The 24185-nt window shown below is 46.0% G+C and carries 17 protein-coding genes; 4 read left to right on the top strand and 13 right to left on the bottom strand.

Annotated features, from left to right (window positions below; translation table 11 throughout):
- Nucleotides 1–143: 143 nt before the first annotated feature.
- Entirely contained in the window at nucleotides 144–1226 is a 1083-nt protein-coding gene (locus tag QUB33_RS12325; protein ID WP_333350737.1) for a DUF262 domain-containing protein, read from the bottom strand.
- A 160-nt stretch (nucleotides 1227–1386) separates the two neighbouring features.
- The gene (locus tag QUB33_RS12320) at nucleotides 1387–1620 is read right to left on the bottom strand and encodes a hypothetical protein (protein WP_333350735.1); all 234 of its coding nucleotides are present in this window, start codon (nucleotides 1618–1620) and stop codon (nucleotides 1387–1389) included.
- A gap of 203 nt (nucleotides 1621–1823) precedes the next feature.
- Between QUB33_RS12320 and QUB33_RS12315 the strand changes: the two genes are divergently transcribed.
- Nucleotides 1824–2000 carry a ribbon-helix-helix domain-containing protein gene (locus QUB33_RS12315; RefSeq protein WP_190662896.1) on the top strand — a complete coding sequence of 59 codons (177 nt, stop codon included), beginning with the start codon at nucleotides 1824–1826 and terminating at the stop codon, nucleotides 1998–2000.
- A gap of 53 nt (nucleotides 2001–2053) precedes the next feature.
- Nucleotides 2054–2230, top strand: coding sequence for a ribbon-helix-helix domain-containing protein (locus QUB33_RS12310; protein WP_096829277.1), 177 nt, complete (start codon nucleotides 2054–2056; stop codon nucleotides 2228–2230).
- 117 nt (nucleotides 2231–2347) lie between these two features.
- Here the strand turns inward: QUB33_RS12310 and clpB are convergent, their stop codons facing one another.
- Together clpB and QUB33_RS12300 are read right to left on the bottom strand one after the other, a co-directional pair.
- A complete protein-coding gene (clpB, locus tag QUB33_RS12305; protein ID WP_333350732.1) occupies nucleotides 2348–4963 on the bottom strand; it encodes an ATP-dependent chaperone ClpB in 2616 nt (871 codons plus the stop codon).
- Nucleotides 4964–4968: 5 nt separating this feature from the next.
- Nucleotides 4969–5169, bottom strand: coding sequence for a hypothetical protein (locus tag QUB33_RS12300; RefSeq protein WP_333350730.1), 201 nt, complete (start codon nucleotides 5167–5169; stop codon nucleotides 4969–4971).
- Between the two features lie 201 nt (nucleotides 5170–5370).
- Here QUB33_RS12300 and QUB33_RS12295 point away from each other — a divergent pair, with 201 nt between their 5' ends.
- Nucleotides 5371–6063 carry a DUF2259 domain-containing protein gene (locus QUB33_RS12295; RefSeq protein ID WP_333350728.1) on the top strand — a complete coding sequence of 231 codons (693 nt, stop codon included), beginning with the start codon at nucleotides 5371–5373 and terminating at the stop codon, nucleotides 6061–6063.
- Between the two features lie 117 nt (nucleotides 6064–6180).
- On the opposite strand, the gene QUB33_RS12290 is transcribed toward QUB33_RS12295, so the two are convergent.
- The 6 genes from QUB33_RS12290 to polA all read right to left on the bottom strand — a co-directional run bounded on the left by QUB33_RS12290 (nucleotide 6181) and on the right by polA (nucleotide 16643).
- Nucleotides 6181–8115: a calcium-binding protein gene (locus tag QUB33_RS12290; RefSeq protein WP_333350726.1), complete on the bottom strand. Its 1935-nt coding sequence runs from the start codon at nucleotides 8113–8115 to the stop codon at nucleotides 6181–6183.
- A 179-nt stretch (nucleotides 8116–8294) separates the two neighbouring features.
- Complete coding sequence (locus QUB33_RS12285) at nucleotides 8295–10010, bottom strand: ATP-binding protein (protein ID WP_333350724.1); 1716 nt, start codon at nucleotides 10008–10010, stop codon at nucleotides 8295–8297.
- A 421-nt stretch (nucleotides 10011–10431) separates the two neighbouring features.
- Complete coding sequence (locus QUB33_RS12280; RefSeq protein ID WP_333350721.1) at nucleotides 10432–10953, bottom strand: hypothetical protein; 522 nt, start codon at nucleotides 10951–10953, stop codon at nucleotides 10432–10434.
- 244 nt (nucleotides 10954–11197) lie between these two features.
- Nucleotides 11198–12421 (bottom strand): transposase, encoded by a 1224-nt coding sequence (locus QUB33_RS12275; RefSeq protein WP_333350719.1) that lies wholly within the window; start codon nucleotides 12419–12421, stop codon nucleotides 11198–11200.
- 596 nt (nucleotides 12422–13017) lie between these two features.
- A complete protein-coding gene (locus QUB33_RS12270; RefSeq protein WP_333350717.1) occupies nucleotides 13018–13590 on the bottom strand; it encodes a thermonuclease family protein in 573 nt (190 codons plus the stop codon).
- Between the two features lie 11 nt (nucleotides 13591–13601).
- Complete coding sequence (gene polA, locus QUB33_RS12265; protein ID WP_333350715.1) at nucleotides 13602–16643, bottom strand: DNA polymerase I; 3042 nt, start codon at nucleotides 16641–16643, stop codon at nucleotides 13602–13604.
- 203 nt (nucleotides 16644–16846) lie between these two features.
- Between polA and QUB33_RS12260 the strand changes: the two genes are divergently transcribed.
- Nucleotides 16847–18187, top strand: coding sequence for a J domain-containing protein (locus QUB33_RS12260; protein WP_333350713.1), 1341 nt, complete (start codon nucleotides 16847–16849; stop codon nucleotides 18185–18187).
- 48 nt (nucleotides 18188–18235) lie between these two features.
- On the opposite strand, the gene QUB33_RS12255 is transcribed toward QUB33_RS12260, so the two are convergent.
- The 3 genes from QUB33_RS12255 to QUB33_RS12245 form a co-directional block, all read right to left on the bottom strand.
- Nucleotides 18236–19987 (bottom strand): EAL domain-containing protein, encoded by a 1752-nt coding sequence (locus tag QUB33_RS12255; protein WP_333350711.1) that lies wholly within the window; start codon nucleotides 19985–19987, stop codon nucleotides 18236–18238.
- The gene (locus QUB33_RS12250; RefSeq protein WP_333350709.1) at nucleotides 19980–22358 is read right to left on the bottom strand and encodes a PAS domain S-box protein; all 2379 of its coding nucleotides are present in this window, start codon (nucleotides 22356–22358) and stop codon (nucleotides 19980–19982) included. The genes QUB33_RS12255 and QUB33_RS12250 overlap by 8 nt, the downstream gene beginning before the upstream one ends.
- A gap of 518 nt (nucleotides 22359–22876) precedes the next feature.
- On the bottom strand, nucleotides 22877–24067 hold the full coding sequence (locus tag QUB33_RS12245) for a WD40 repeat domain-containing protein (protein WP_333350707.1): 1191 nt from the start codon (nucleotides 24065–24067) through the stop codon (nucleotides 22877–22879).
- Between the last annotated feature and the right edge of the window lie 118 nt (nucleotides 24068–24185).

Here is a 24185-nt window from a genome sequence, read left to right as displayed (position 1 = left end):
CGTGATGCTATATCTGCCCATTCTTGTGGCTTTTTCATGCCTTCTCTTGTTCCCCAATCAAAGACCTGAATCCTTACAAAAGATGAAGTAATCATCTACCTCTTGAGCGCGTGTATTGAAATCTAAGAGTACAGTATTCATCTTTAGCCTAGCAGTCGATCGCGGACATAATCAATGCGTGAAACTACTTTATTTTTAGAACTGCTAGCATCAGATTTTGTGAGCTCCTTAAATTGTTGTGAATTGAGCAAGTCTGTTGACTTTGGCTCAAGATTGCTGTTCTTTCTCAAAGCAAGAGCAACACCGACAGCCAGAGACTCGAATTTAATCCGAGTTGTTGTTCTTGCGCCATTTTTACCTTGGCGAAATCCTTGAGGAAAATATTTTTCTACAAAATTTAGCATTGACTCGAATTCTGCCCGCATTTTTTCGCGATCGAATTTCGGATCTTTATTTACTTGCTTCAGATACTCATCAAGGAATATGTTTATCTTACTATTAAAATTCTTATAGTTATTTAAAAATGCAAAAAAACGCAACACAAATTCTTGCGGTTCGCGACTGCGAATAGCAGACTCAGAAAAAGCGCATAATTTGCGGAAGTTGTCATGTTTCGATAGTTCCTCAATCAGTTCGAGAAACTGGCCGGGCAGTATGCCTCTGCGCTTTTCCATCTCGTTTAGATCGACGCTACCTGTATTAATGCGTTCAAATAAATCTCTTCGCACTTCCTCATTTGCACTTTCAGTTAGTTGAATCATCCGAAGTGTAGTGCGGTTGAAGCGCCTCTGACGGGCTAGGGGCAAATCAGCAAACTTAAATCCATTTAAACTCTGTATTTTCTTTAAATCTGTCAAGGTTAATTCGTTATTTATAAATCTAGTTAGAGTCCGAATGCGTTGTGTACCATCTATTATTTCTAAACGGGCTTCATCGTTTTCGTCCTCATGGATGTCAGCAACAAAAATATAAGGTATTGGCAGACCCAAAATTATAGACTCAATAAACTTTGACTGCCTTGCGTCATCCCAAGCCATTTCACGTTGGTAGTCGGGGATGAACAACTCATTGGTATCATCATCCTTTCCTTCCATATATTTTTGAACGAGTATTTCGACTGGATACTCTTTGGTATCGTAATTAACTAGCTGCTGCTTGTCGCGGATTTCGGCTTCAGCAGCATCAACCTTTTTGTGTTGCTCGGTAATTTCTAGTTTCGATCGCATATTCTTAAATAATAATCGGAAATTGCGGAGTGAATAGACTTATCGGTACTATGATTTTACCATAAAAATTTGGGACTTACTTCGTAAAAGCGATCGCACTTATCAAAAAAAGTGCGATCGCCAATGTTTAGTTAACTGAAACCGCCGCGAAAATTACCATTTATAACGCGCTGGTGAAGGAAATGGAAGGGCTGCCCAACGCGGATAAACGGTGACTTTCCCCACTGCGATCGAACACAACCTCAAACTTAACGTGAGGTATAGTTTGTCGCAAAAACTGAAAATGCCCGTCTGCATCTGAACGACTGCGGAAGCGGGCAACAATAATCCATTGCTGAGTGGGTAACAGACGGGCGATCGCCCAACAACACAAGCGTTGTTTGTATGTCATCATAAAATTCGTCTCCATTGAATGTTGGAGCCAGAGCCAGCCCGGAACCTTCCACAGTAAGGGGCTGGCTTTTGACTTGTTAGGGCTTGAGCCTTATATACACTAAGTGCATAAGTTGATGTCATTGACATCAAATGACACAAAAAGAGATCAAAGGGTGTTGGAGTGTAAGATTGAAGACAATTGAAGTAAAACCATGCCTGCCAATGCCTTCACGAATGCGAGTCACAGTTACACTGCCAGAAGACGTTCATCAAGCCTTGTCCGAATGGGCCGAAGAAGAAGATAGAACGCTCGCAAACCTGCTTTCCCATGTGGCAGCTAAAGCAGTCAGAGAACGCCAAGAGCAGAAAAAAGATAAATCAGAAGGCGATCGCCCTTAAGCGATGACCACGGCGTAAGATGGAGTTTGTTGAAATGTTTTGCAGTACAACGAATGGCTTCACGGGGACGAGTTACCGCATACTTGCCAGAAGAGATTCAAAAAGCTCTCGAAGAATGGGCAGAAGAAGACAGCAGATCCGTTAGCAGTTTGGCAACGTACCTGCTAACTAAATCTGTTCGAGAGCGTCAAGAACAGAAAAAAGATAAATCAGAAAGCGATCGCCCTTAAGAACGATCGCCCGCAATCCCATCCGCGTCCATCCGCGTCCATCCGCCTACATCTGCGGTAAAAAAAAGAACCACCGCCTCAAAAAAATAAGGTGGGCCGCAGCCCACCCTACCCAAATTATTTCGCAGTCACCAACTGCGCCGGCAGCCGCTTAAAGGCCAACCTTTCATTCTCGATATCCACAAAAATGGTATCGCCATCAGCAAAATCTCCCCGCAAAATACCCTTCGCCATTTGCGTTTCCAACTCGCGCTGAATTCCGCGCTTCAAAGGCCGCGCACCGTAAACCGGATCGTAACCAATTTCTGCTAAGAAGTCGATCGCAGATTCCGACAATTTGAGAGACATTTTGCGATCGGCTAACCGTTTTTCCAAGCGCTTAACTTGCAACAGCACAATCTGCCGCAGTTCTGTCTTACTCAAACCGTGGAAGATAATCATCTCATCAATCCGGTTTAAGAATTCCGGGCGGAAAGTTCCCCGCATCGCTTCCATCACCCGACTCCGCATTTGTTCGTTATCTCCGGCCACATCTAAGATGTATTGAGAACCCACATTCGATGTCATAATAATCACAGAATTCTTAAAGTCTACCGTGTGACCTTGAGCATCGGTAACGCGGCCGTCATCCAGAATTTGCAGCATGATGTTGAATACATCCGGGTGCGCTTTCTCGATTTCATCGAATAGAATCACGGAGTAAGGACGGCGGCGCACAGCCTCCGTTAATTGTCCACCTTCATCGTAGCCGACGTATCCCGGAGGCGCACCAATTAACCGCGAAACCGCGTGTTTTTCCATGTATTCCGACATATCAATTCGCACGATCGCTTCTTCCGTGTCGAACAGATAAGAAGCTAATGCTTTGGCTAATTCGGTTTTACCAACACCCGTGGGGCCGAGGAAGATAAAACTCGCAACCGGACGATTGGGATCGGCTAAACCTGCGCGCGATCGCTGAATTGCATCTGCAACCGCCGTCACCGCTTCATCCTGTCCGATTACCCGCTTGTGCAGTTCATCTTCCAACTGCAGAAGTTTCTGCATTTCCGATTCAACCAACTTGCTGATCGGAATTCCCGTCCACTTAGAAATAATCTCGGCAATGTCGGATTCGGTGACTTCTTCCCGCAGTAGAGTTTGACCTGTGGTTTGAGTTGCTGTCAGTTGAGTTTCCGCTTCTTGCAGTTGCTTTTGCAACTGAGTTAACGTGCCGTATTTCAACTCCGCAGCGCGGTTCAGGTCATATTTTAACTCAGCTTGTTGAATTTCAATATTGACCTTATCAATCTGTTCTTTAATCTTTTGAATGCTGCCGATGACACCTTTTTCCGATTGCCACTGGGCATTCAAAGCGTTTTGCTGTTCCTTGAAGTTGGCTAAGTCTTTTTCCAGTCTTTCCAAGCGTTCTATCGAAGCAGAGTTACTTTCTTTTTGCAGCGACAGTCTCTCCATTTCTAGCTGCAAAATCCTGCGGTCGATTTCGTCGAGTTCTTCCGGCTTGGAGGTAATCTCCATTTTGAGTTTAGCGGCTGCTTCGTCCACTAAGTCAATGGCTTTGTCTGGAAGAAAGCGATCGCTAATATATCGAGTAGACAAAGTAGCCGCCGCCACTAGGGCGCTGTCAGAAATTTTAACGCCGTGGTGAACTTCGTACCGTTCTTTCAAGCCCCGCAAAATCGAGACAGTATCTTCAACTGTCGGTTGGTCAACATAAACTTGTTGAAAACGGCGTTCTAGTGCCGCATCTTTTTCGAGGTACTTGCGGTATTCGTCGAGAGTTGTAGCACCGATACAGCGCAATTCTCCCCTCGCTAACATGGGTTTAAGTAAGTTGCCGGCATCCATCGATCCTTGAGTTGCACCGGCACCGACAACGGTGTGAATTTCATCGATAAATAAGATGACTTTGCCGTTGCTGTCCATCACTTCTTTGAGCACCGCTTTCAAGCGTTCTTCAAATTCTCCCCGGAATTTTGCCCCGGCAATTAACGCGCCCATATCTAGGCTAATTAATTGTCTGTCTTTGAGAGATTGCGGCACATCTCCGGTGATAATTCGCTGGGCGAGTCCTTCGGCGATCGCAGTTTTGCCGACTCCCGGTTCCCCAATCAATACCGGATTATTTTTGGTGCGACGGCTCAAAATTTGAATCGTGCGGCGGATTTCGTCATCCCGTCCGATTACCGGATCGAGTTTGCCTTGACGCGCGGCTTCAGTCAAATCTCGGCCGTATTTTTCCAGCGCTTCGTATTTGCCTTCTGGATTTTGATCGGTCACTTTGTTCTTCCCCCGGACTTGGGTAATAATATCTTTGAGCTTGCCTTCATCTAGTTTAAATTCTTGTAGTAGATTTTTGCCAAAACGATCGTCCTTAACGTAACCTAGTATCAAATGCTCGATCGAAATAAATTCATCGCCGTAGTCTTTGCGATAAGTTTCGGCGCGATCGAGCAAAGTGTCGAGAGAACGACCTAGATAAACGTTGCCGCCGCTTCCTGAGATTTTCGGCTGACGACTGATAAACTCATCAGTGCGATCGCGCAACTTTGCTACAGAAACTCCCGCTTTGTTAAATAAGCTGCTAGCGAGCCCCGATTCTTGTTCCAGCAAAGCTTTCATCAAGTGTTCGCTTTCTAGCTGCTGCTGCTGGGCTGCTTTGACGATTTCGGGGGTGCGGGCGAGGGCTTCCCAGGCTTTTTCGGTAAATTGGTTTGGATTATTTGGTTGCATAAATTTTAATTCCCTGCATTAAAAATGATGGCTGCTGTAGGGGCAATTGCTCGATCGCCCGTACAATTGTCATTGTAGGGAGTTGCCGAGGGCGATCGGATCGGTGTTCCCCTATCTGTAGATAGGTATTTCCGTCCTTTATCGCAGTCTCTGGCCGCCAAAAGCAAACTGCGGCCCCTAAAAGTTGCACTCTTGGATAAAAGCAACTCTCACATTAAAAATGCTTTCTAATGCCACTTGAAAAAACTCCACATTCTTAAACAGTCTCCTGCGGAAAATGGAGAAACACTCATGTAAATGGGAGAGAGGACTTGACAATCGTCACAGTCCTATAGCTAAACCGAAAGCGTTATTGTTTTACGCATCAATAACAGCCGCTATAACTCTCAGAACAGGACTATATAGCTATGAAAATTTTACCTTTAATTTCGTTAGGTATTATAGCAAGTGCCGCGATCGCACTAGCCCCTGAAGCTTTGGCAAATACCTGGCGTGCCGCACACCGGATGTCTGGTTTTTCCGCCGACAGCAATTACTACTTGTATCTAGAAAGTTCCAGAGATACAGGAGCGGGAATTCCCAAAGCAAAATTGCAAATTGTCCAAGTTGCTGCAAATTCCTGCATCAAAAATGGGTGTATCCAAACTAAATATGGCGAACCCGACTCCAATAAAAGCACTAAAATGGCAGAAGATGACTTGCTTAAAAAAAGTTGGAATAGCAGGGAAACTTTGAAGTTAACTCCTCCTCAAGCTGGAACTAAACTGAACATTATTTCTCGTACTCCCGGAGCCAATGGAAGCGAGACAGTCGCCGTCAAAGTCAATACAGTAAAGCCTTTACAAATTCGCCTGGAACAGCGGCAAAAAAATGCTTCTGCTGGCAAAGAAAGCGCGGCCATGCGTCTTGTAATTAATCATAACGGTCGGCAGCGTGTCCTCGGATCGCTGAACAATTTTCAAGATTGGGTGTTCTCTTATTCAATCCGAGAAGTTCGTTTGTCTCCGAACGGGCGCAATGTCGTTGTCCTGGTGGACAAGACAGAACGTACTTTTGAAGGAGTCTTGAAAACTACTGTTGTACAAGGCTTTGTTCTTTAGGCTTGCTATATTCCCAGGTTTTGACCTGGGAATTATCAAAACTTACAAGGATTGTTTGCCAATTTTAATCATGTTCCCTGAGCAAAAGTGATTTCACAAATGACCACTTTACTATCTCTAGACCGAGATGAAATCTTCCGAACCGATGAGATTGGGAGCAACACCTATCAAAGAAGCTAAAACTTCACCGCTGCTAGCTACTGTAATTAATGTGCCGTCAGTTCCCGGCGAAATTGATAGCTGTCCGAAGGTCAAGCCCTTGATTAATTGCAGGGTATCTTGAGAGTTGGCGAAATCAGCGATGGTATCAACTCCCAACCCGGCACCTAAAACAAAGACATCGTTGCCCCCGCCGCCGATTAAAATATCGTTTCCCAAACCGCCGTTGAGGGTGTCAAAACCTTTGGCGCCATTCAGGATATCGCTGCCGTCGCCCCCGACAAGGATATCGTTGCCTCGCAAACCGGTAAGTACGTCGTTCCCTTCCACACCGTTGATAATATCGTTGCCGCTGGTGCCAGTCAGGTTGTCGTTGCCGGGAGTGCCGTTGATGTTGTTATCAGGAGGGTTATTGCCTGGAGTGTTGCCGGTGTCAGAAACAAAGACATCGCGGGTATTTTTAGTATCCCCCGGCACGAGGTTGGAGGCATCTGAATTAAACGCTACTCTCCGCCCATCTGCTGAGATGGAGGGGTAGAAGGAGCCATTGTTTCCCTGATTGCCTGCTGCATCTACTGACACACGGGTGGTGGTATTGGTGAGCGTGTGTCGCACGAAGATGTCGGAGGCATTGTTAGTATCCCCCGGCACAAGGTTGCTGGCACCTGAATAAAAGGCCACAAAGCGCCCGTTGGCCGAAATGGACGCGTTGGAAGAGTCGCCGTTCGCCTGATTGCCTGCTGAATCTACTGATACGCGGGTGGTGGTATTGGTGAGCGTGTCCCGCACGAAGATGTCGTAGGTTTCGTTAGTATCCCCCGGCACGAGGTTGGAGGCATCAGATCTAAACGCTACAAACCGCCCGTCGGCTGAAATAGAGGGATTGTAGGACTCCCCGTTCCCCTGATTGCCTGCTGAGTCTACTGATACGCGGGTGGTGGTATTGGTAAGCGTGTCCCGCACAAAGATGTCAGGGTTATAGTTAGTATCCCCCGGCACAAGGTTGGAGGAATATGATTGAAACGCCACAAACCTCCCGTCGGCTGAGATGGAGGAGTTTTTAGATCCGCTGCGTCTAAAGTCGTCGTAGCGTGTTAATGGGTCTACGGAGGTATTGTTCCCCTGATTTCCTGCTGAGTCTACAGAGACGCGGGTGGTGGTATTGGTGAGCGTGTCCCGCACGAAGATGTCGTAGGTTTCGTTAGTATCCCCCGGCACGAGATTGGAGTCCTTTGACTCAAATGCCACAAACCGTCCGTCGGCTGAGATGGAAGGGTTGATGGAGCCATAGTACGTCTGATCGTCCGCCTGATTGCCTTCTGAGTCTACAGAGACGCGGGTGGTCGTATTGGTAAGCGTGTCCCGCACGAAGATGTCAGGGTTATCGTTAGTATCCCCCGGCACGAGGTTGGTGGCATCTGAATGAAACGCCACAAACCTCCCGTCGGTTGAGATGGAGGGGCTGAAGGAGTCTGCATTCGCCTGATTGCCTGCTGAGTCTACAGAGACGCGGGTGATGGTATTGGTGAGCGTGTCCCGCACGAAGATGTCCCGGCTACGGTTAGTATCCCCCGGCACGAGATTGGTGGAATAAGACTCAAATGCCACAAACCGCCCGTCGGGCGAAATGGAAGGATAGGAGAAGGAGAATGGGCTTTGATTGCCCTGATTGCCTGCTGAGTCAACTGAGACGCGAGTAATATTCATAAGCCCTGAATATTTCAATAGTCTGGATGTTTTTATTTCGTAGTCTGAAACCCTCGATTTTCCCTTGCTAGCTCGATCGCCTTGAAGCCTTGAAACCCTTATTCTACGGTTGGTAATCAAAAATTGTCCGAAGTATTGATATTGAAGAGTACAACTTTGGAGATGGGTTTTGCGATCGCACGGCAATGGGGGCTATTTACACTTGATGCCCTAACCGCCTTGGCGGTTGCTATATCAATAGATTTTAAAATTTCCCTCTTCCTTCCTGGCTCTTTCTTTGTCCTTTAACGTCTGCCTCCTGACTATTGACTAATGCTCAATAATTAATCCGTGTATCCGTGTCAAAATCCATATTTTGCCTGACTTCATGCCTGCATTACCACCCGTTCCGGGAGACTGACAATAAAAGTTGAACCTTTACCGTCTTCGCTTTCAACGCTAATTTCGCCGCCGAGAATTTGACACAAACGCTGGCTAATTGTCAATCCCAAACCCGTGCCTCCGTACTTGCGGGTAGTCGAGGCATCAGCTTGAATAAAAGGTTTAAATATCTGCTCTAATTGCTCGTTGGTCATCCCAATGCCGGTGTCGCTGACTCTAAAAATTAACACTTGAGAACTGTAGTTTGAACCTGAGTAAAAATCATTATTTTTATTTTGTTTCGCAGGTCGGGATTTTTCAATTATAATTCTTTCGACGCCGATAGTAATGACGCCTTTTTCGGTAAATTTGGCAGCATTGCTGAGCAAATTGAGAAGAATTTGCCGCACTTTCGGTTGGTCGGCGTACATTGTGCCGAGTTCACCTTTGGTTTTCAGGGCTAAAGCATTGCCTTTTTTCTCTACTAGCGGTTGAGCCGTAGTCATCACTTCTTCAATCATGGTCGCCACGTCGAAGTTTTCTAAATAAAGGGTGACGTGACCTGCTTCTATTTTAGAAATGTCGAGGATGTCGCTAATCATATCCAGCAGGTGTTTGCCTGCGGTTTGAATTTTTTCTAAGTCGGGGAGAAAATCTTCGGAACCGGAATCTTGAGCATCTTCTTGCAGCATTTCGCTGTAGTTGATGATGGCATTGAGGGGAGTGCGGAGTTCGTGGCTCATGTTGGCGAGAAATGCACTTTTCGAGCGGTTGGCAGCTTCGGCTGCTACTTTTGCTTCGTGCAAGTCTTCTGTATATTCTGCTACCCGCTGAATGAGTTCGTTGAGAGACACTGCCAGCATTCCCACCTCGTCGGAAGTAGTGACGGGTACTTGCAAATCAAAGTTTGATTCTTCGGTAACTCGCTGGGCGATGAGGGTGGTGGCTTCTAAGGGGCGGGCGATCGCCCGGCTAGTGTATGCTGCAAGTAGGGCTGCGATACCGGCGGATACAGCTAGAGAGCAAACCAGAATCAGAGTTCCAAGTTTTTCTGCTTCCTGGTAGGTTCTAAATGCCTCATCTGCTTTCTCGCGAAAGTTGCCGGCCAGTTTGGCTGAATCCTCGGAAAACTCTTTGAGTTTCAAAGCAGTTTCGCCCGCCACAAAATTGTTCAAGTTCTGCCCCAATGCCTGCTGCTGCTTCGGATTCAAAGCAGATAATTTCGCAGTAGCCAACAATTTTTGTACTTGTTGAAAGTATGATTCTACGGTTTTGCCGTTGACTTGAGCGAACTGTTGAAGCTGTTGGTAGTCTTTGGCAATCTCGGGATTCTTCGTCTGCGACGGGGTTTGCAGTTGTTCGAGGATGCCGCTCATCTGAGCAACGCGAGTCAGGAATTCCGAGCGTTGGCGATCGAAAATTTGCGGTTTGGCCGTCAGACTCGCCAGCTCTTGCTGCTGAATTCTGACTTCCTGCACCGTGTTATTGAGGTTTGTCAGGATTTCCGCTTTATCTCGGTCGATCGCTAGTTTTTCTCTAACTTGCTGTTTGTGATAGGATTCTACTCCCCGTCCCGCCACAGCACCCAAAACGGCAATACCAAGGACCAAGGCGTATCCGCAGCCGATTTTCTGCCTGATACCTAAGCGGCCCAACAGACTTTTGACGCCTATTTGAGGACGGTTCTGCAGTTGATTTTTCAAAGCTAAGGTTAAAGACATGGGCAATGTACTCGTCACCTTTGAGAGGCACCATCTATATTCTAATTGATGCCTGCCTGAGGGTAAATAAAGTTCTGGCTTCAAGTCAGGTTTCGGCAGTTGTGGGGTCTTTGCAGGGTTCCACAGCTCGATCGGCTTGACACTTTGGAGGAGTTATGCGTAACAAGTTATAGCAGAAAAAATAAGGCTCTTCGACGGCCTTCGGCTCCCTTCCCTTCGGCGATACGAGCGGGCAAGTCGCTCCAAGTAAAAAAAGCAAGAAGGAAGAAGCAGTCAAAGACATGGTTTCAGTCATTAAGAACGTACTCACCGTCGGGCGTGGTTGCGATATAAGTCGCGAGTTATAAGTTGCAAGTTATGAGTTAGATTTCTGATTGAAAACTCTACTCTACTCGCAACCCACAACTCTCTCGCTGTTCCCCTACTGGCAAAGTCGAAATTGTGCTATTTCCGCAGGAATTCTTGAAGCATTAGGTACGTTGGCCGAGGCAGGAACGAAGATTCCTAGGCCGTAACTGCAACCCTCTGCAGTCGTGCATTCGCCAGGTTTAGCACTGATTTGATATTCGCCTTGGGATGGGGGAGTAAAAGAGATTGACGCCAGTTCGCCTGTTTTTTGACTGACAGCGATTTCCTGACCGCTTGCATCTTTGAGAGCTAGGTTTAAATCCTGGCAATTTCCGTCGCAAGTGCCAACAAAAACATACTCCACATTAGGATGCAACGTCGCTCTAAAAGGAGATGAAACTTGCTTGCGAACCTGGCCCAGCAACGGCACAAATACTAATTTTTGACCGTTGCCTTTCCGCTGGTCAACTTCTGTTTTCAAGCGACAAATAACCGTTTTTTGGTTGTCGGTCAGTTCTTGAGCAATCGCATTTCCTACAATTGCAGTACCGAGGATCAGCGCAAGACCGGAAATAACCAGATGTTTGAAATTCATTGATGTCCCTTAAAGTTAATTTTGGGTGATTGCAATAGACCGCTTTTGTCAGCAATCTATTAGTTTATCTGGAGCCTATCACATTTGTTGACTTTTCCGAAAAAACAGGTCGGAGAAAAGTGCGATCGAACTCATGTCTGGTTTGAGATGAATCTGGCGTCAGCTATCGCCGAAACTCCACAGATTGCACACCGTAGGAGCAGAACCTCGTCCTGATTGTATTGTAGTGACATACTCCCGACGCCTATCTGAGTACAGATAAGGCACGGGCTTCGCAACCAATCCGGCTATTGCTTAGGAGGCGTTGCGCTTTAAGGACTGGATGACCCTCAGCCCTGCTTCTGATGTTGATTGCTGCATTATGGTCGCGGTCGAGACTGCACCCACAGTGAGGACAGTCATGCCAACGAATATGCAGTTTTTTAGGTACTTTCTCACCACAGGTGGAGCAATCTTGTGAGGTGTTATGGGCACTTACTGGAACTACTAGCAAACCAGCATTTACGGCTTTGTTTGTCAGTATCAACAGGAAGCTTGACCACCCAGCATCCAACACAGATTTAGCCAACCTTGTACGAGCAAGTCCTTTTACGTTTAAATCTTCATGAGCCATTACGTCATATTTCGACAGCAAATGATTAGCGGTATTGAAATGGAAATCTTTTCGCTTGTCTGCAACTTTCTTGTGTTGCTTCCCAAGTTGTTTGACGGCTTTCTGTCTACGGTTGCGTCCCTTTTTACGACGCGATACTCGTTTTTGAAGAACCCGCAAGCGCTTTTGAGATTTCCGGTAGTGCTGAGGAATAGAAACCGTCTCACCGTCGGAAGTTGTCAAGAACTCATTTAAACCAACATCAATTCCGGTGATTTTATCCGGATTAAAGTCTGGTTTAATTTCAGGAACGGTTTTGTCTTCTAAGGAAATAGTCAAATAGTAACCATCAGCTTTCTTAGTGACAGATGCAGTTTTAATTTTGAATCCGCCAGGAATAGGACGATGCAAGACAACCTTAACTTTTCCGAACATCGGCAAGGCAATGTGATTACCTTGCAAACATCCTTCTTTTATCTGAGGATAGGTGAAAGTGCGATAACGATTACGCGCTTTAAACCGAGGCTTACCACTTCGTTTCCCGTTGCTATCACCCTTGAGAAATCTGTCAAACGTTACTTTGACTCGCTTGACTACATCTTGGAGGACTTGAGAATAAATCTCGCTGTACCAAGGATGGGTTTTTTTTAGGTGTGGTAGCGTCTTTTTTTGAGAGTAATAGTCTGGGTTTTCGCGCAGTTCTGGTAGATGGCAAACCAAAGGGCAAGCGTTAACAGGAGAACGGTTTTGCTCAAACCAATTACCTCTATCAGCCAACAAGTAATTGTACTGAGCGCACAACATTGACAACCACTTGTCAATTTCAATGACTTGCTGTTTTGTTGGACGTAATCGGTATTGGTAAGCGGTTCTCATGGTTGCCCTCCTTGAGTCCTATGTTAGCATTATTGTGTTCGCATTGACAACACAACATGAAAAACAAAAACCTTCATATTCCACAATCGGAGAAAAGGATTAATAAACTTATGGCTGTAGCTAGCGCTAGAGAAAAAACTATCACTCAGATGGTAGAAGAGTGGAGTGATCGTCTATCCAATACATCTATTGATTGACTTCGTACCTAGGTCAATCCGCCTATTTATCCCGACGCCAATTTGAGTACAAATATAGCGAGGGGCTTCCGGCGAAGAAAGCTAAATTAGGACGATCGCCATCAGTATCTAGAAACCCAGTTTCTGGGCGGATGCCTCGCAGCTCAACCTACGATTTATAGTAGAGACCGGGTTTAACAAGACCTGAATCTGTCCAAGACTGTAAATCTCTGATACAGGTTCCCAGATTCTCTGTCAACAACATAATACAAATTTAAAAAAGTCTTGCTACCATCCTCAATCTTATACCAATTATTAAAAGTCAAAGCTAACCGTAAGGACACGGCAATGCCGTGTCGCTACTCAAAATCCCTCCGTTAAATCCCTTCTACAATCCATTGCCTAACTTCCTTATTCCGATCATTTATCACTCTTCCGAAATTTCCACGCAGGAACAAACTTGGAATCTCCCCAAACGCCGCGGCGATTTTTCTTAGCTTCGGCTTCCGCTTGTTCCAGAACACTAGCACTGGGACAGTTTTTCAAGTAAGGACGGTAAACCATTGCTAATCCTTCGCGGGTCAAAACTTCTTGGGCAAATGTGCCGTTTGGCAAACGAACTTCGCTAACTTTGCGGCCGTAGCGGTCAGTATCGGTGACGGTCAAAACAACGCGACCGCCCCCTTTTTTGACTAGCTGCTGCATTCTTTGGTGCGCTAAATTGCCCCACTTAAATTGATTTTTTAGTGCTGATGCTTTGCTATTTTTCTCAGCATTTGTGTGCGCGACTTCCGGTGCATCTACACAGGCAAAACGCACTTTTATATCTTTCCCGGCGGCATCACTGGCGACAAGGGTGTCGCCGTCGCTGACTCGCTTGACAGCATAGTTGTTGGGCGCTAACTTTTGGGGGCACCCAAATAGTAGCAATAGCAGAGCAACTGCACTTAAGGTTTTTATTTTTGGGAAAAAGGGGATTTTTGTTTTGGTCATATTTCTCTGTTTTATTTAGTTTCCATCCAATTTTGCCCAGCGTGGATGTCAACTATCAGCGGTACGCTAAGTGGCAGAGCATTTTCCATCGCAGTTCTAATTTTCGGTTGCAATTCTTCCCATTCATCGGGAGGTACTTCAAAGATTAATTCATCGTGAACTTGCAGCAGCAGCCGCGCCTGATAGTTTTGCAAAATTTTGTGTACCTCAATCATGGCAAGTTTAATGATATCAGCACTAGAGCCTTGAATGGGAGCGTTGGCTGCGGCCCGCAAAGATTGGGCGTCATCTCTGCTGACAGATTTAAGTCTATCGGAGTGAATGTCTTGGGGATTGCGGCCTTTTAAGTCGAGGAGGCTTTCGCTCTCGAATTTTAAATAGCGGCGGCGGCCTAGAATTGTGGTAACGTATCCGAGGGCGATCGCCTCTTTTTTTACTTTCTCCAAATATTCAAAAACTTTACTGTAACGCTGGTTAAATCGTTCAATAAATTTTTTACCGTCTGCTGAAGTTTTGCCCATCGAACGACCAAACTTAATCGCCCCCATACCGTAAATTACCCCAAAATTAATCGTTTTGCCAAACCGTCTTTCGTCTGGGGTTACTTCCTCTTTTTCAAACAGCAGTTGAGCCGTTACGGTATGCACATCTCGGTTATTTTGATAAGCTTCAATTAACACAGGTTCTTGACTCAAGTGAGCCAAAATTCGCAGTTCAATTTGAGAATAGTCAGCCGACACCATCAGCCAACCTTCTTCTGGTAAAAAAGCTTTGCGAATTTGCCGTGAGAACTCGGTACGGATGGGAATATTTTGTAAATTTGGATTGGAAGAAGAAAGCCTTCCCGTACCAGTTGCAGTTTGGTTGAAATCTGTATGCACTCGCCCGGTTTCTGCACGCACTAACTGCGGCAAAGCATCGACATAAGTTGATTTCAACTTGGATAATGTTCGGTGTTCTAATAAATCGTCTACAATCGGGTGATCTCCTTGCAATTTATCCAAAACAGCGGCGTCTGTAGAGTATCCAGTCTTAGTTTTGCGAGACTTTTTCTGAAACTCATCCGGGATTTTTTCTAACAATATCTCGCTGAGTTGTTTTGGGGAACCTAAATTAAACTTTCTCCCCGCTGCTTGATAAGTCTTTTCTTCAATTTCTTTTAAGCTCTTTTCTAGCTGTTGCGATAGTTCTTGCAGGTAAGCTGAATCAATGCGAATTCCGCAGAATTCCATTTCAGCTAAAACTGGTTCTAGGGGCTGTTCTACTTCCAGCAGCAACTTGTGCAAAGATTTATCGGGAAAGTTATGTTCGTCAGCTTTATCTAATTCAGTTCTCAGTTTACCTACTAACTGAAATGTGGTGTGAACATCCATGCCGCAGTAGTCTGCTACTTCTCGAATGCTAATGTCAGCAATTGTTTTGTTTTTCGGCACTAATTCATTGTAACTTTTGGCAACAATTTTTAAGTAGTGCCTTGACAATTCGCTGAGGCTGTGGCTGGTTTCGGGATTGAGTACGTAACTGGCTAGCATGGTGTCGAAGACGACTCCGGCTAGTTTGATTCCCTGACAGCGCAGGATCGATCGATCGAACTTAGCATTTTGCAGCGCCTTGGGATAATTCTCGCTTTCCAAAATCGGACGCAAAGCATTTAAAACTGTGGCTTTATCCAAGTTTTTGCCCGTTTTATGTCCCGTGGGAATGTAAGCAACATCCTCTTCGCCTGTTCCCCAACAGCAGCCAATTCCGACTAATTCGGCGTCTCGCGGTTCGATGGCGGTGGTTTCGGTATCCCACGCCACGGGTGAGGCTTTGTCGGTGAAGGTTTGCAGCAGTTGGACTAATTCGTTTAACTGTTCGGTTGTTTGAATAATTCTGGGTTTAATTGGCAGTTTGTTTTCCTGCTGGGCGGCTAGAGTTTCTGCGGGACTAAAAAACCACAACGCATCGTCTTCTGAACTTTCAGAAGTTGCAGGTGACTTATCTATTGGGGGGTGGGCATCGGGTTCGCCCGCAGAAACAGGCAAGATGCCTGTTCCACTGTCCATTGAATTGATTGTGGGATGGGCATCGGGTTCGCCTTTTGCCAATGGTTCTTCTACACCACCAAAACGCTTTTGAATTTGTTTAACTTTGCTTAAAAATGTCTTAAATTCTAATTTTTCTAGCATCGGGATCAAGGCTGCTTCATCAAAACCTTTGAGCTGGCAATTTTCTAAGTCTACTTCCAAGGGCACGTCTTGGATTATTGTCGCCATGCGTTGAGAATGATAAGCAGCTTCTTTGCCTTCTTCTAGCTTTTTCTTAGTTGCTCCTTTAATCTCGTCGATGGCTGCATAAATGCCGTCGAGGGAATTGTAAGCTTCCAGCAATTGCAGGGCGGTTTTGTCGCCGATGCCCTTGACTCCGGGGATGTTGTCGGATTTGTCGCCGCACAAAGCTTTGTAATCTATTACTTGTTGGGGCAAAATACCGAGTTTGGCTTTGACTTCTTCCGGGCCGTATTCTTGGGATTTACCTTTGCCCGATCGCCTGAGCTCATCGGTACTCAAATATAATACGCTGATTTGTTTTTCGGTTTCTACTAATTGAAACAAATCTCGATCGCCCGTGAGGATTTTGACCTGATAACCCGCCGCGCTGGCTTTGTTTGCCAAAGTTCCCAAAACATCGTCCGCCTCGTAGCCCGGAGCAGTTATTGCAGGTAAATTCAAATAGGTGAGCAATTCTTGCAGGTTTTTGATATCCGGCTTAAAATCTTCCGGTGTTTCTGCTCGACCCGCTTTGTACGTGTCGTCTGCTTCGTGGCGAAATGTGGGTGTGGCGAGGTCAAAGGCGATCGCCATGTACTGGGGGTCGTGGGCCGCCATTACTTCCAGCAGCGACTTGAGAAAGCCAAAACAGACGCTGGTGGGAATGCCCGTCGTAGTTCGCAAACCCCCATCTCGACTTTTGGCAAAGGCGAAGTAGGAGCGAAAGGCCAGGGAGTGACCGTCAACTAAGATGAAGATGGGAGCTTGATTTGCCGACACAGACACAGTTACCGATCGCACGAAAGGATTTTCTCATTGTACTCAGTTGTCAGTCGGCATTGATCGACCGGAAGGATGGCCGAGAGACTTGAGAACGGTTGACAGTTGAGGGGGTCTCGGCTTACTGTGCAGCTTGGCTGAGAATAGTAGAAGATGTTAAGTGGGATTCCCTACCGGATAGCTTCGCTTCACGCGAATTTACAAACACCTGCAGATCGAAGCCTATGGCTGACATTAATCGATGCTACGAAATCCTCGAAATTGAGCCTGGAGCTTCCTTAGAAGAAATTAAGCGCGCTTACAGGGATTTAGCGTTTGTGTGGCATCCCGATCGGTTTGCCAACAATGAGCGCCTGCAACAAAAAGCTCACCAAAGATTAACAGAAATTAATGAAGCTTACCAGCAGTTGGTGTTGTTTCTGAGTCAGCCTGAATCATCGGGGTCGATCGAAAAACAGTTTCCGCAGCCACCGCCGCCTGCGCCGGAAAAGCCGCTGAGAAGGCCTTCTCGAAAATCAGCCGCTAGGCCTGGTTCCCAGCGCAGTCAAACCCGCCCAAAAACCGCCTCCAAAAAATTTCAAACTCAAAAGAACTCTTCAAGCAAGAAACGATTTACCACTTACAACCGTCAAGCGTGGCGGGGCAGAAAGCAACCAGGGCGAAGCGTTACGAGGGAAGCACGGCCATCTCAACACTATCGAAAGCTTACCTCGAAAAGGAAAAAAGAATTTTCAACTCAATACTCAAAACCGCGAAGCGCGCCGAGGGAAGTGCGGCCATCTCAACACTATTCAAGCTTCCCTTGGTGGCCGCTGGCAATCGCCGTGGCGAGTTACGCTTTGACCGGTTGGATTTTGACGGAATCAAGGGAATCAGTCGCCCGGCCGTGGATGTGGGCTTTAATTTGTGGTGCCGATTGGCTGTGGGCCGCGATTTTGCTGGCGGAGGGTTCGGCAACGCCTAGAGTGTGGCTGGCAGCGTTAGTTTTAGGTGGGGCGGTGGGGGGGTCGATCGCCGGTTTTCAGGCGGGAGGAATGGAAACAGGGGCTGCTTGGGGCGCCGTTGGGGCTGGTTTGGGAGCGATCGCCAGTTCCGAGGCCGAGTCGCGGGCTGTGGCTGCTGTTTTGGGTGTAGGGGGAGTGGTGACAGTGGTGGGATTGATGGCGGGAACAGATTCTGGGAATTGGGTTAAGGTGCTGGCGGCGGCCGTGTGTTGGGCGATTGTCGGCTTGACGTGCGGGCTGGCGGCGGAAGTAGGTGGGAATTCTGGCGGTCCCGTCGGGCTCGGAGGTGCGATCGGGCTGGGGATTGGGGCGTGGGCTGGGGTGTGGGCTGGGGCGGGTTCGGGGGTGATCGTCCAAGCTTTCGCTATCGCCGGGTCTAAGACTGTTTATGGGGCTTGGGCTGCGATCGGCATTATTGCTGGAGTTGTGGCGCGGATGGTCGCTGCAGAAAGGTTGAGCAACAACGGCAGCGGGCTTTATACGTTTATCCTGTTGGTGGCTACTTCCGGTTTCGGGCTGTGGCTGGGACGGTTGGTTGGGCGAGCAGATCTTTTGAATTAATCATTAGTCATCAGTAATTAGGGAAAATTACCCATTACCCATTACCCATTATCCTATTTTATAGCAACTGCCAAGACGATTAGGAGTTTCTTGTTTGCTGAAACCTGAGTTTAAAGTTGCTGCTTCCTTCTTCCTGCAGCATAACTCCCAGCACTTATCGCTTTTCAGCAGCGCTTCAAACTCAGCCCTTGGCAAAGGCTGGCTGAAAAAATAACCTTGAATTTCGTCGCACTCGCGATCGCACAAAAAATCTAGTTCCTGCTCATTTTCTACCCCCTCAGCAACCACCCTCATGTTCATGGAGTGTGCCATTTGAATAATAGCTACTGTAATCGCTGCATTTTGGCGATCGTCTGCAATATCCCGAATAAAACTCTTGTCAATTTTTATCGCATCAAATGGAAAGCGTTTTGGATAACTCAAAGAAGAATATCCCGTCCCAAAATCATCAATTGCTATCCTAATCCCCAGATCCCTCCACACCGTAAAAGCTTTAGCTGCTGCAATTTCGTCTTGCAAAACCAGACTTTCCGTCAGTTCTAATTCCAAATACTTGGGATCGAGACCAGTTTCTGTTAATATCTCCCTGACTCTTTCCGTGAAATTTTGGCGCTCGAATTGACGGGCTGACACGTTAACTGCCACTCGCAGGGGCGGCAAACCTGCTCTTTGCCATGTTTGAGCTTGCCTGCAAGCAGTCTCTAATACCCATTCGCCCAACGGTGCAATCAAGCCCATTTCTTCAGCCATTGGAATAAATTCCCCCGGGGAAACTCGCCCCCGTTTTGGATGATTCCACCGCACCAAAGCTTCAGCACCAATCATTTTACCTGTTTTAATTTCAATTTGCGGCTGATAGTATACTTCAAATTCTGAACTTTTTAAAGCATGGCGCAGGGAAGTTTCTTGAAGAAGTGTATTGATGAAATAACTTGCATTTTTTTCCGTGTAAAAATGATAATTATTACCGCCTTCTAGCTGAGATTGATACATTGCTATATAAGCATTTTTCAGCATTTCATCTCCGTCGATGCCGTCCCCTGGATACAAGCAGATCCCCATACTAGCAGTGACATACACTTCGCAATTTTTGACAATCATGCCTTGGGATACAATATCTAAAATGTTTTGAGCAATGTTAGCCACATCCTGTTTTTCTTCAACTGGTTTGAGAATCAGCGCAAATTCGGCTGCTTCCAAGCGAGCAACAATATCAATGTTTTCCATGCAGTTACTTAGCCGCTGGGCGATGGTACAAAGCACAGAGTCGCCGATATCGTGCCCCAAGGTACTGTTAATGCGGTTGATTTTATCTAAGCTAACCGTGACAAGCGGAACGACTCCTAAAAATTCTTTTTGACCATCTAATATTCGGCTTAACTTTTCTCGCAACAATGAACGATTCGGCAGATTGGTCAAGCTGTCATACTGATGTCGGTAGAGTGCTAGTTGAATAGTGGTGTGCAAGTTTTTTTCTTCAAATGGCTTGACAATATAGCCGAAGGGTTTTGTACTATTGACTCGTCGCAAAGTATTTTCATCGGCATAAGCTGTCAGATAAACTACTGGAATTTGAAATCGCGAACGAATTTCTTCTGCTGCCGTAATACCGTCTATTTCTCCTTGCAAGTTAACATCCATCAAAACTAAATCTGGTCGGAATTTGGCTGCCGATTCAATCGCTTCTTCTCCCGAATAGACCATACCAGTTATTCTATATCCTAGAGAGATTAAGCTGTCGGAAATGTCTTCCGCAACGATGCTCTCGTCTTCAACTATCAGAATTTTTTTGTTAGACACTAAATTCTCTCCTATGAGTGTATTTGGGTTGGGGAAAGGTTATTTTAAAAGTCGTACCAGCAGTGTCTAACAGTTCTATTTTGCCCCGGATCTGCTTGACTAAAGACCCGACCAGTCGCAAACCCAAAGTTCGGGCTTTTCGATAATCTAAGTCTTGAGGGAAACCAATTCCGCTGTCGCTCACGCTTAGGACGCAAAATCGGTTTTTATTTAAAGAAAAATCTATGTTGATTTTACCTTTTATTTGTCCTTTAAAAGCATATTTAAGGGCATTTGTCACGAGTTCGTTAATAATTAAGCCGCAAGGAACTGCCGTATCAATATTGAGAAAACACGGCATAATATTTGTTTCTAAATTAACGCATTCTGCATGAATTTCATAAGCTTGGAATAAATTGTTTGCGAGATTTTGGATATATTCAGCAAAGTCAATTTTTGACAAGTCTTTGGATTGATACAATTGTTCGTGAACCAGAGCCATTGAGCTGACTCGGTTTTGGCTTTCTTTTAACATTTCGCTAACGCGGCTGTCTTGGATGTAGCGGGACTGAAGTTTGAGCAAACTGGAAATAACTTGGAGGTTGTTTTTGACGCGGTGGTGAATTTCTTTGAGTAGAACTTCTTTTTCTGCAAGGGATGCTTTGATGCCATCCTCGTCGCGCTTGCGATCTGTAATGTCCCGCACTACTGCTTGAATTACTTTTTTCCCGTTAATTTCCATTGCATTTAACAGCACCTCAGCGGGAAATTCTGAACCGTCTAACCGTTTGTGTAACCAGTCAAAGCGACAGCTACCTGTTTTCATTGCTGTCGATATTCTCTGTGCTACTAGACTGGATGAGTCTTGTCCACTCGGCTGAAATTGCGGCGAAAATTGGCTTAATTTTTTACCGTAAAACTGTTCTTTATTACTGCACCCAAATAGGGTTAGGGTGGCGTGGTTGCAGTCAAAAACTTCGTCTTCTTCCAGTAGCATTACTGCGTCGCTGGTGGCTTCGTAAAGGCTGCGAAATTTGCGTTCCGACTCTTGCAAAGAAGCGATTAATTGGGTTTTTTGAGCTTCGGCGCGTTTGCGGTCGGTAATGTCTATCCCTACTGAAACTGCTGCATTTCCCTGATGATATTTCTGAGCTACTATCAAATAGTTGCGGACGTAACCGTTAATTTCTATTTCTATTTCTTGCCAGGTTTGCTGAGATGAACTGTTAAAAAAAATTCGGATCAGTTCTCCAAAAGTCGAACCTTTGTCGAGAAAGTTAATTTCTTGACCTACAAAGGTTTCAGGAGACAGGTTGAACGAGGTTGCTAAGTGCTGGTTGACTCCAATATACCGCAAATCTGAACTGATCCAAGAAATCAGTCCGGGCACGGCATCCAACACGGCCCGAAGTTGGTCTGTAGCTTCTTGGAGTGCTTCTTCCGATCGCTTGCGATCGCTAATATCTGTTGCCGTTCCGCACAAGCCTAAAATAGCGCCGTTTTCCGCTTGGTTGACGATGCTGTTGACGCGCAGGTGGACGGGAGTACCATCTTTGCGAATGTGTACTGTTTCGTAAGGAGAATTAGCGATTTGTGACTGAATTTTAGTTCTCGCTAAAAGTTGTGCACATATTTCTATTGGTCTAGTTTTTTGGTCGGGAACTAAAAAATCGGTGAAGCTGCGTCCGATCATTTCTGGCGGTTCGTAACCGTAGATGCGTTTGGCGGCGGAATTGACAAAAGTCAAGAAACCTTCAATATCGATCGACCAAATCAATTCTTCGGAAGTTTCGAGGAGGTTGCGGTACTTTTTTTCGCTTTCGGCAAGTGCTGCGTTGAAGACTGCCGTCTGCTGCTGAAGTCTCTCTTCTAATTCTTGATTTGCCGTTTCCAGAGTTGCGATCGACTGCTCGCGCTCGGTAATTTCTGTAGAAACACCCACTGCCCCAACCACTTCGCCGTTTCCATCTCGCAGCGCTGCCGATCGAATTTCGTGGATAAAATGCCTCTCTCGGACGTTCCAAGTACGATCGTTTCCTGCTAATACCTCGGCAATCTTTTCTAAGATATCTGGCTGGCTGCTGTAAACTTCAAAAATCGATAGCCCGACAGTTGCACCTGGTTTGAGTCCCAAATTTTCTAATCCTTTCCCTGTTGCAAGGGTTAACTTGCCTTCTCTGTCGGTTGCCCACAGGAAAATTGGGGCACAACTGACAGCGGCGTGAAGGGTTTCGTTGGCTTGTTTGAGCCGATCGATTTCTGCGTGAAGCAGATCCTGGGTGGTGTTTAATTCTACCGTTAGTCGATCGGCTTTTTGCTGCCAACTGGCAGCAGTATCGCACATTTCTGCGAGATTGCGGGAACGACAGATAGATTGGTTGCAGTGTGACATGGTTACTCTAGGGCGCACTGTATATTTAACCCCAGCCTATCTTTTAAGCATAAACTTTTTAAGTCAAATATTACAATTAGCAGGAATACTCATCCGACCAAGATGCCATATATTAAAGCTACTTTAAAGGATTCCGAAATAGCCCCTTGCTCAGGCTTTCTGACCACAGTTCACAAATTGATAATAACCTGAATAATGCCTGCCCGTCGGTATTTTTACGGTAACTATTTGTAGTATTGCAAAAAGAAGTTCCGCAATCTTCGGCTTGCACAAGAACTGAGATTGTAAATTTATTATATGGTTTTGCGTAGATTCACGCACCGAGGAAGAGGGAATCGGGAAAATTGAAATATAGGCAGCGCCTGAATGGTTAGGAGGTACTTAATTGGTGAAAATCATGAGGTCGATTCCCTCTTCTTTCTGCCTTCCGCCTTCTGCCCTATTCCCTATTCCCTATTCTCTATTCCCTATTTCTTCCATCCGCTACATCCGTTACAGAATCCGTTGCCGAACTTCCTTCAATTAACTCCCCAAGTTTTGACAGTTTTGTCTATACTGCCACTGATAATAGTTTCACCATCGCTGCTAAAAGTAAGACAAGTAACAGAGCTTTGATGTCCGCTGAGAGTGTAAAAATTTTCGCCCGTACTGGCATTCCAAAATTTGATATTACCATCGGCACTAGCACTGACAACAGTCAGTCCGTCGGGACTAAAGGCGATCGCATTTATCGAGTTAAAATGCCCTGCCAAAGTGATTGAACTATCTGGATTCGATAGCTGCCGCAGTTGAATGTTTCTGTCCCAGCCGCCAGTAGCCAAAGTCTGGCCGTCTGGACTCATAGCCAGACAATTCGCATAACCTTTAATTGTTTGAGAGCACTCTCTGCTGCGGAGATTCCACAGTTTAATTGTACCGTCAGAACTGCTGCTAGCGAGAGTTTGTGCGATCGGGCTAAAAGCCAGACTAACAATTCCTGCTTTATGAGCTCCCCAAGTTAAAAGACTACCAAAAGTACACATTAACTTTCCAGTCTCTAAATTCCATATTTTGATAGTCGTATCTGCCGAACCGCTGGCGATAACTTGACTGTCGGGACTGATGACAATTGCGGTAATTTCCCCTTCATGTCCGAGAGAAGTATGCCGCAATTCTCCTTCATGCCAAATTTCGATCGCACGATGTTTCGGAGTATTTCTGCTCCTCACAAACACTTCACTTTCTTGGCAAAGGACAAAAGTTTCTTGAGCGCGGGGATACTTCTCAAGAGTATAGAGTATTTCTCCTGTATCTACATCGCAAATTCTAATTATTTTGCCGTGTAAACTCGCCGTGCGATCACCTCCGGGACTAATCGCAACATTTGTCCCAGTTTTGACCGTGCGAATGCAGTCAAAAAGCTTGTAAGGCACGAAGTCTTTTAAAGCTTGGCGCACTAGAGGTTCTGTCCTCGATCGCAAAATTAAATAAGCAACTCGCTGCACTTCTGCTGCGGGGTCAAGCAGCGCCTCAATTGCTAAATTTAAACCAGCGCCTCCGTATTTAGGAGCATCTTTAACAGCGGCAATCCGAGCCTCGATACTAGGACTGTTGAAGCGCTGCTTGACCCCGGCAATGCCTCCCAAAACAGCGCCGGCGATCGGGATTTGACTATGACCGCCGAGGACGGCATCATATTCTCTGGGTTGGTTAGAATTGTCGGCCATCATACGATTTTAGATTCTAGATTTTAGATTTTAGATTTGAAGAATTGGAGGATTGAAGAAAGCGAACTCACGGATGAATCTGGGGAATTGTTATCGGCTACTATGTTTTTAATTTCTGCAC

Source organism: Microcoleus sp. B3-A4, assembly GCF_036705385.1.
Lineage (GTDB): Bacteria > Cyanobacteriota > Cyanobacteriia > Cyanobacteriales > Microcoleaceae > Microcoleus.
Note: the sequence above shows the minus strand (reverse complement) of the source record. Positions and strands in the feature narration are given on the sequence as shown.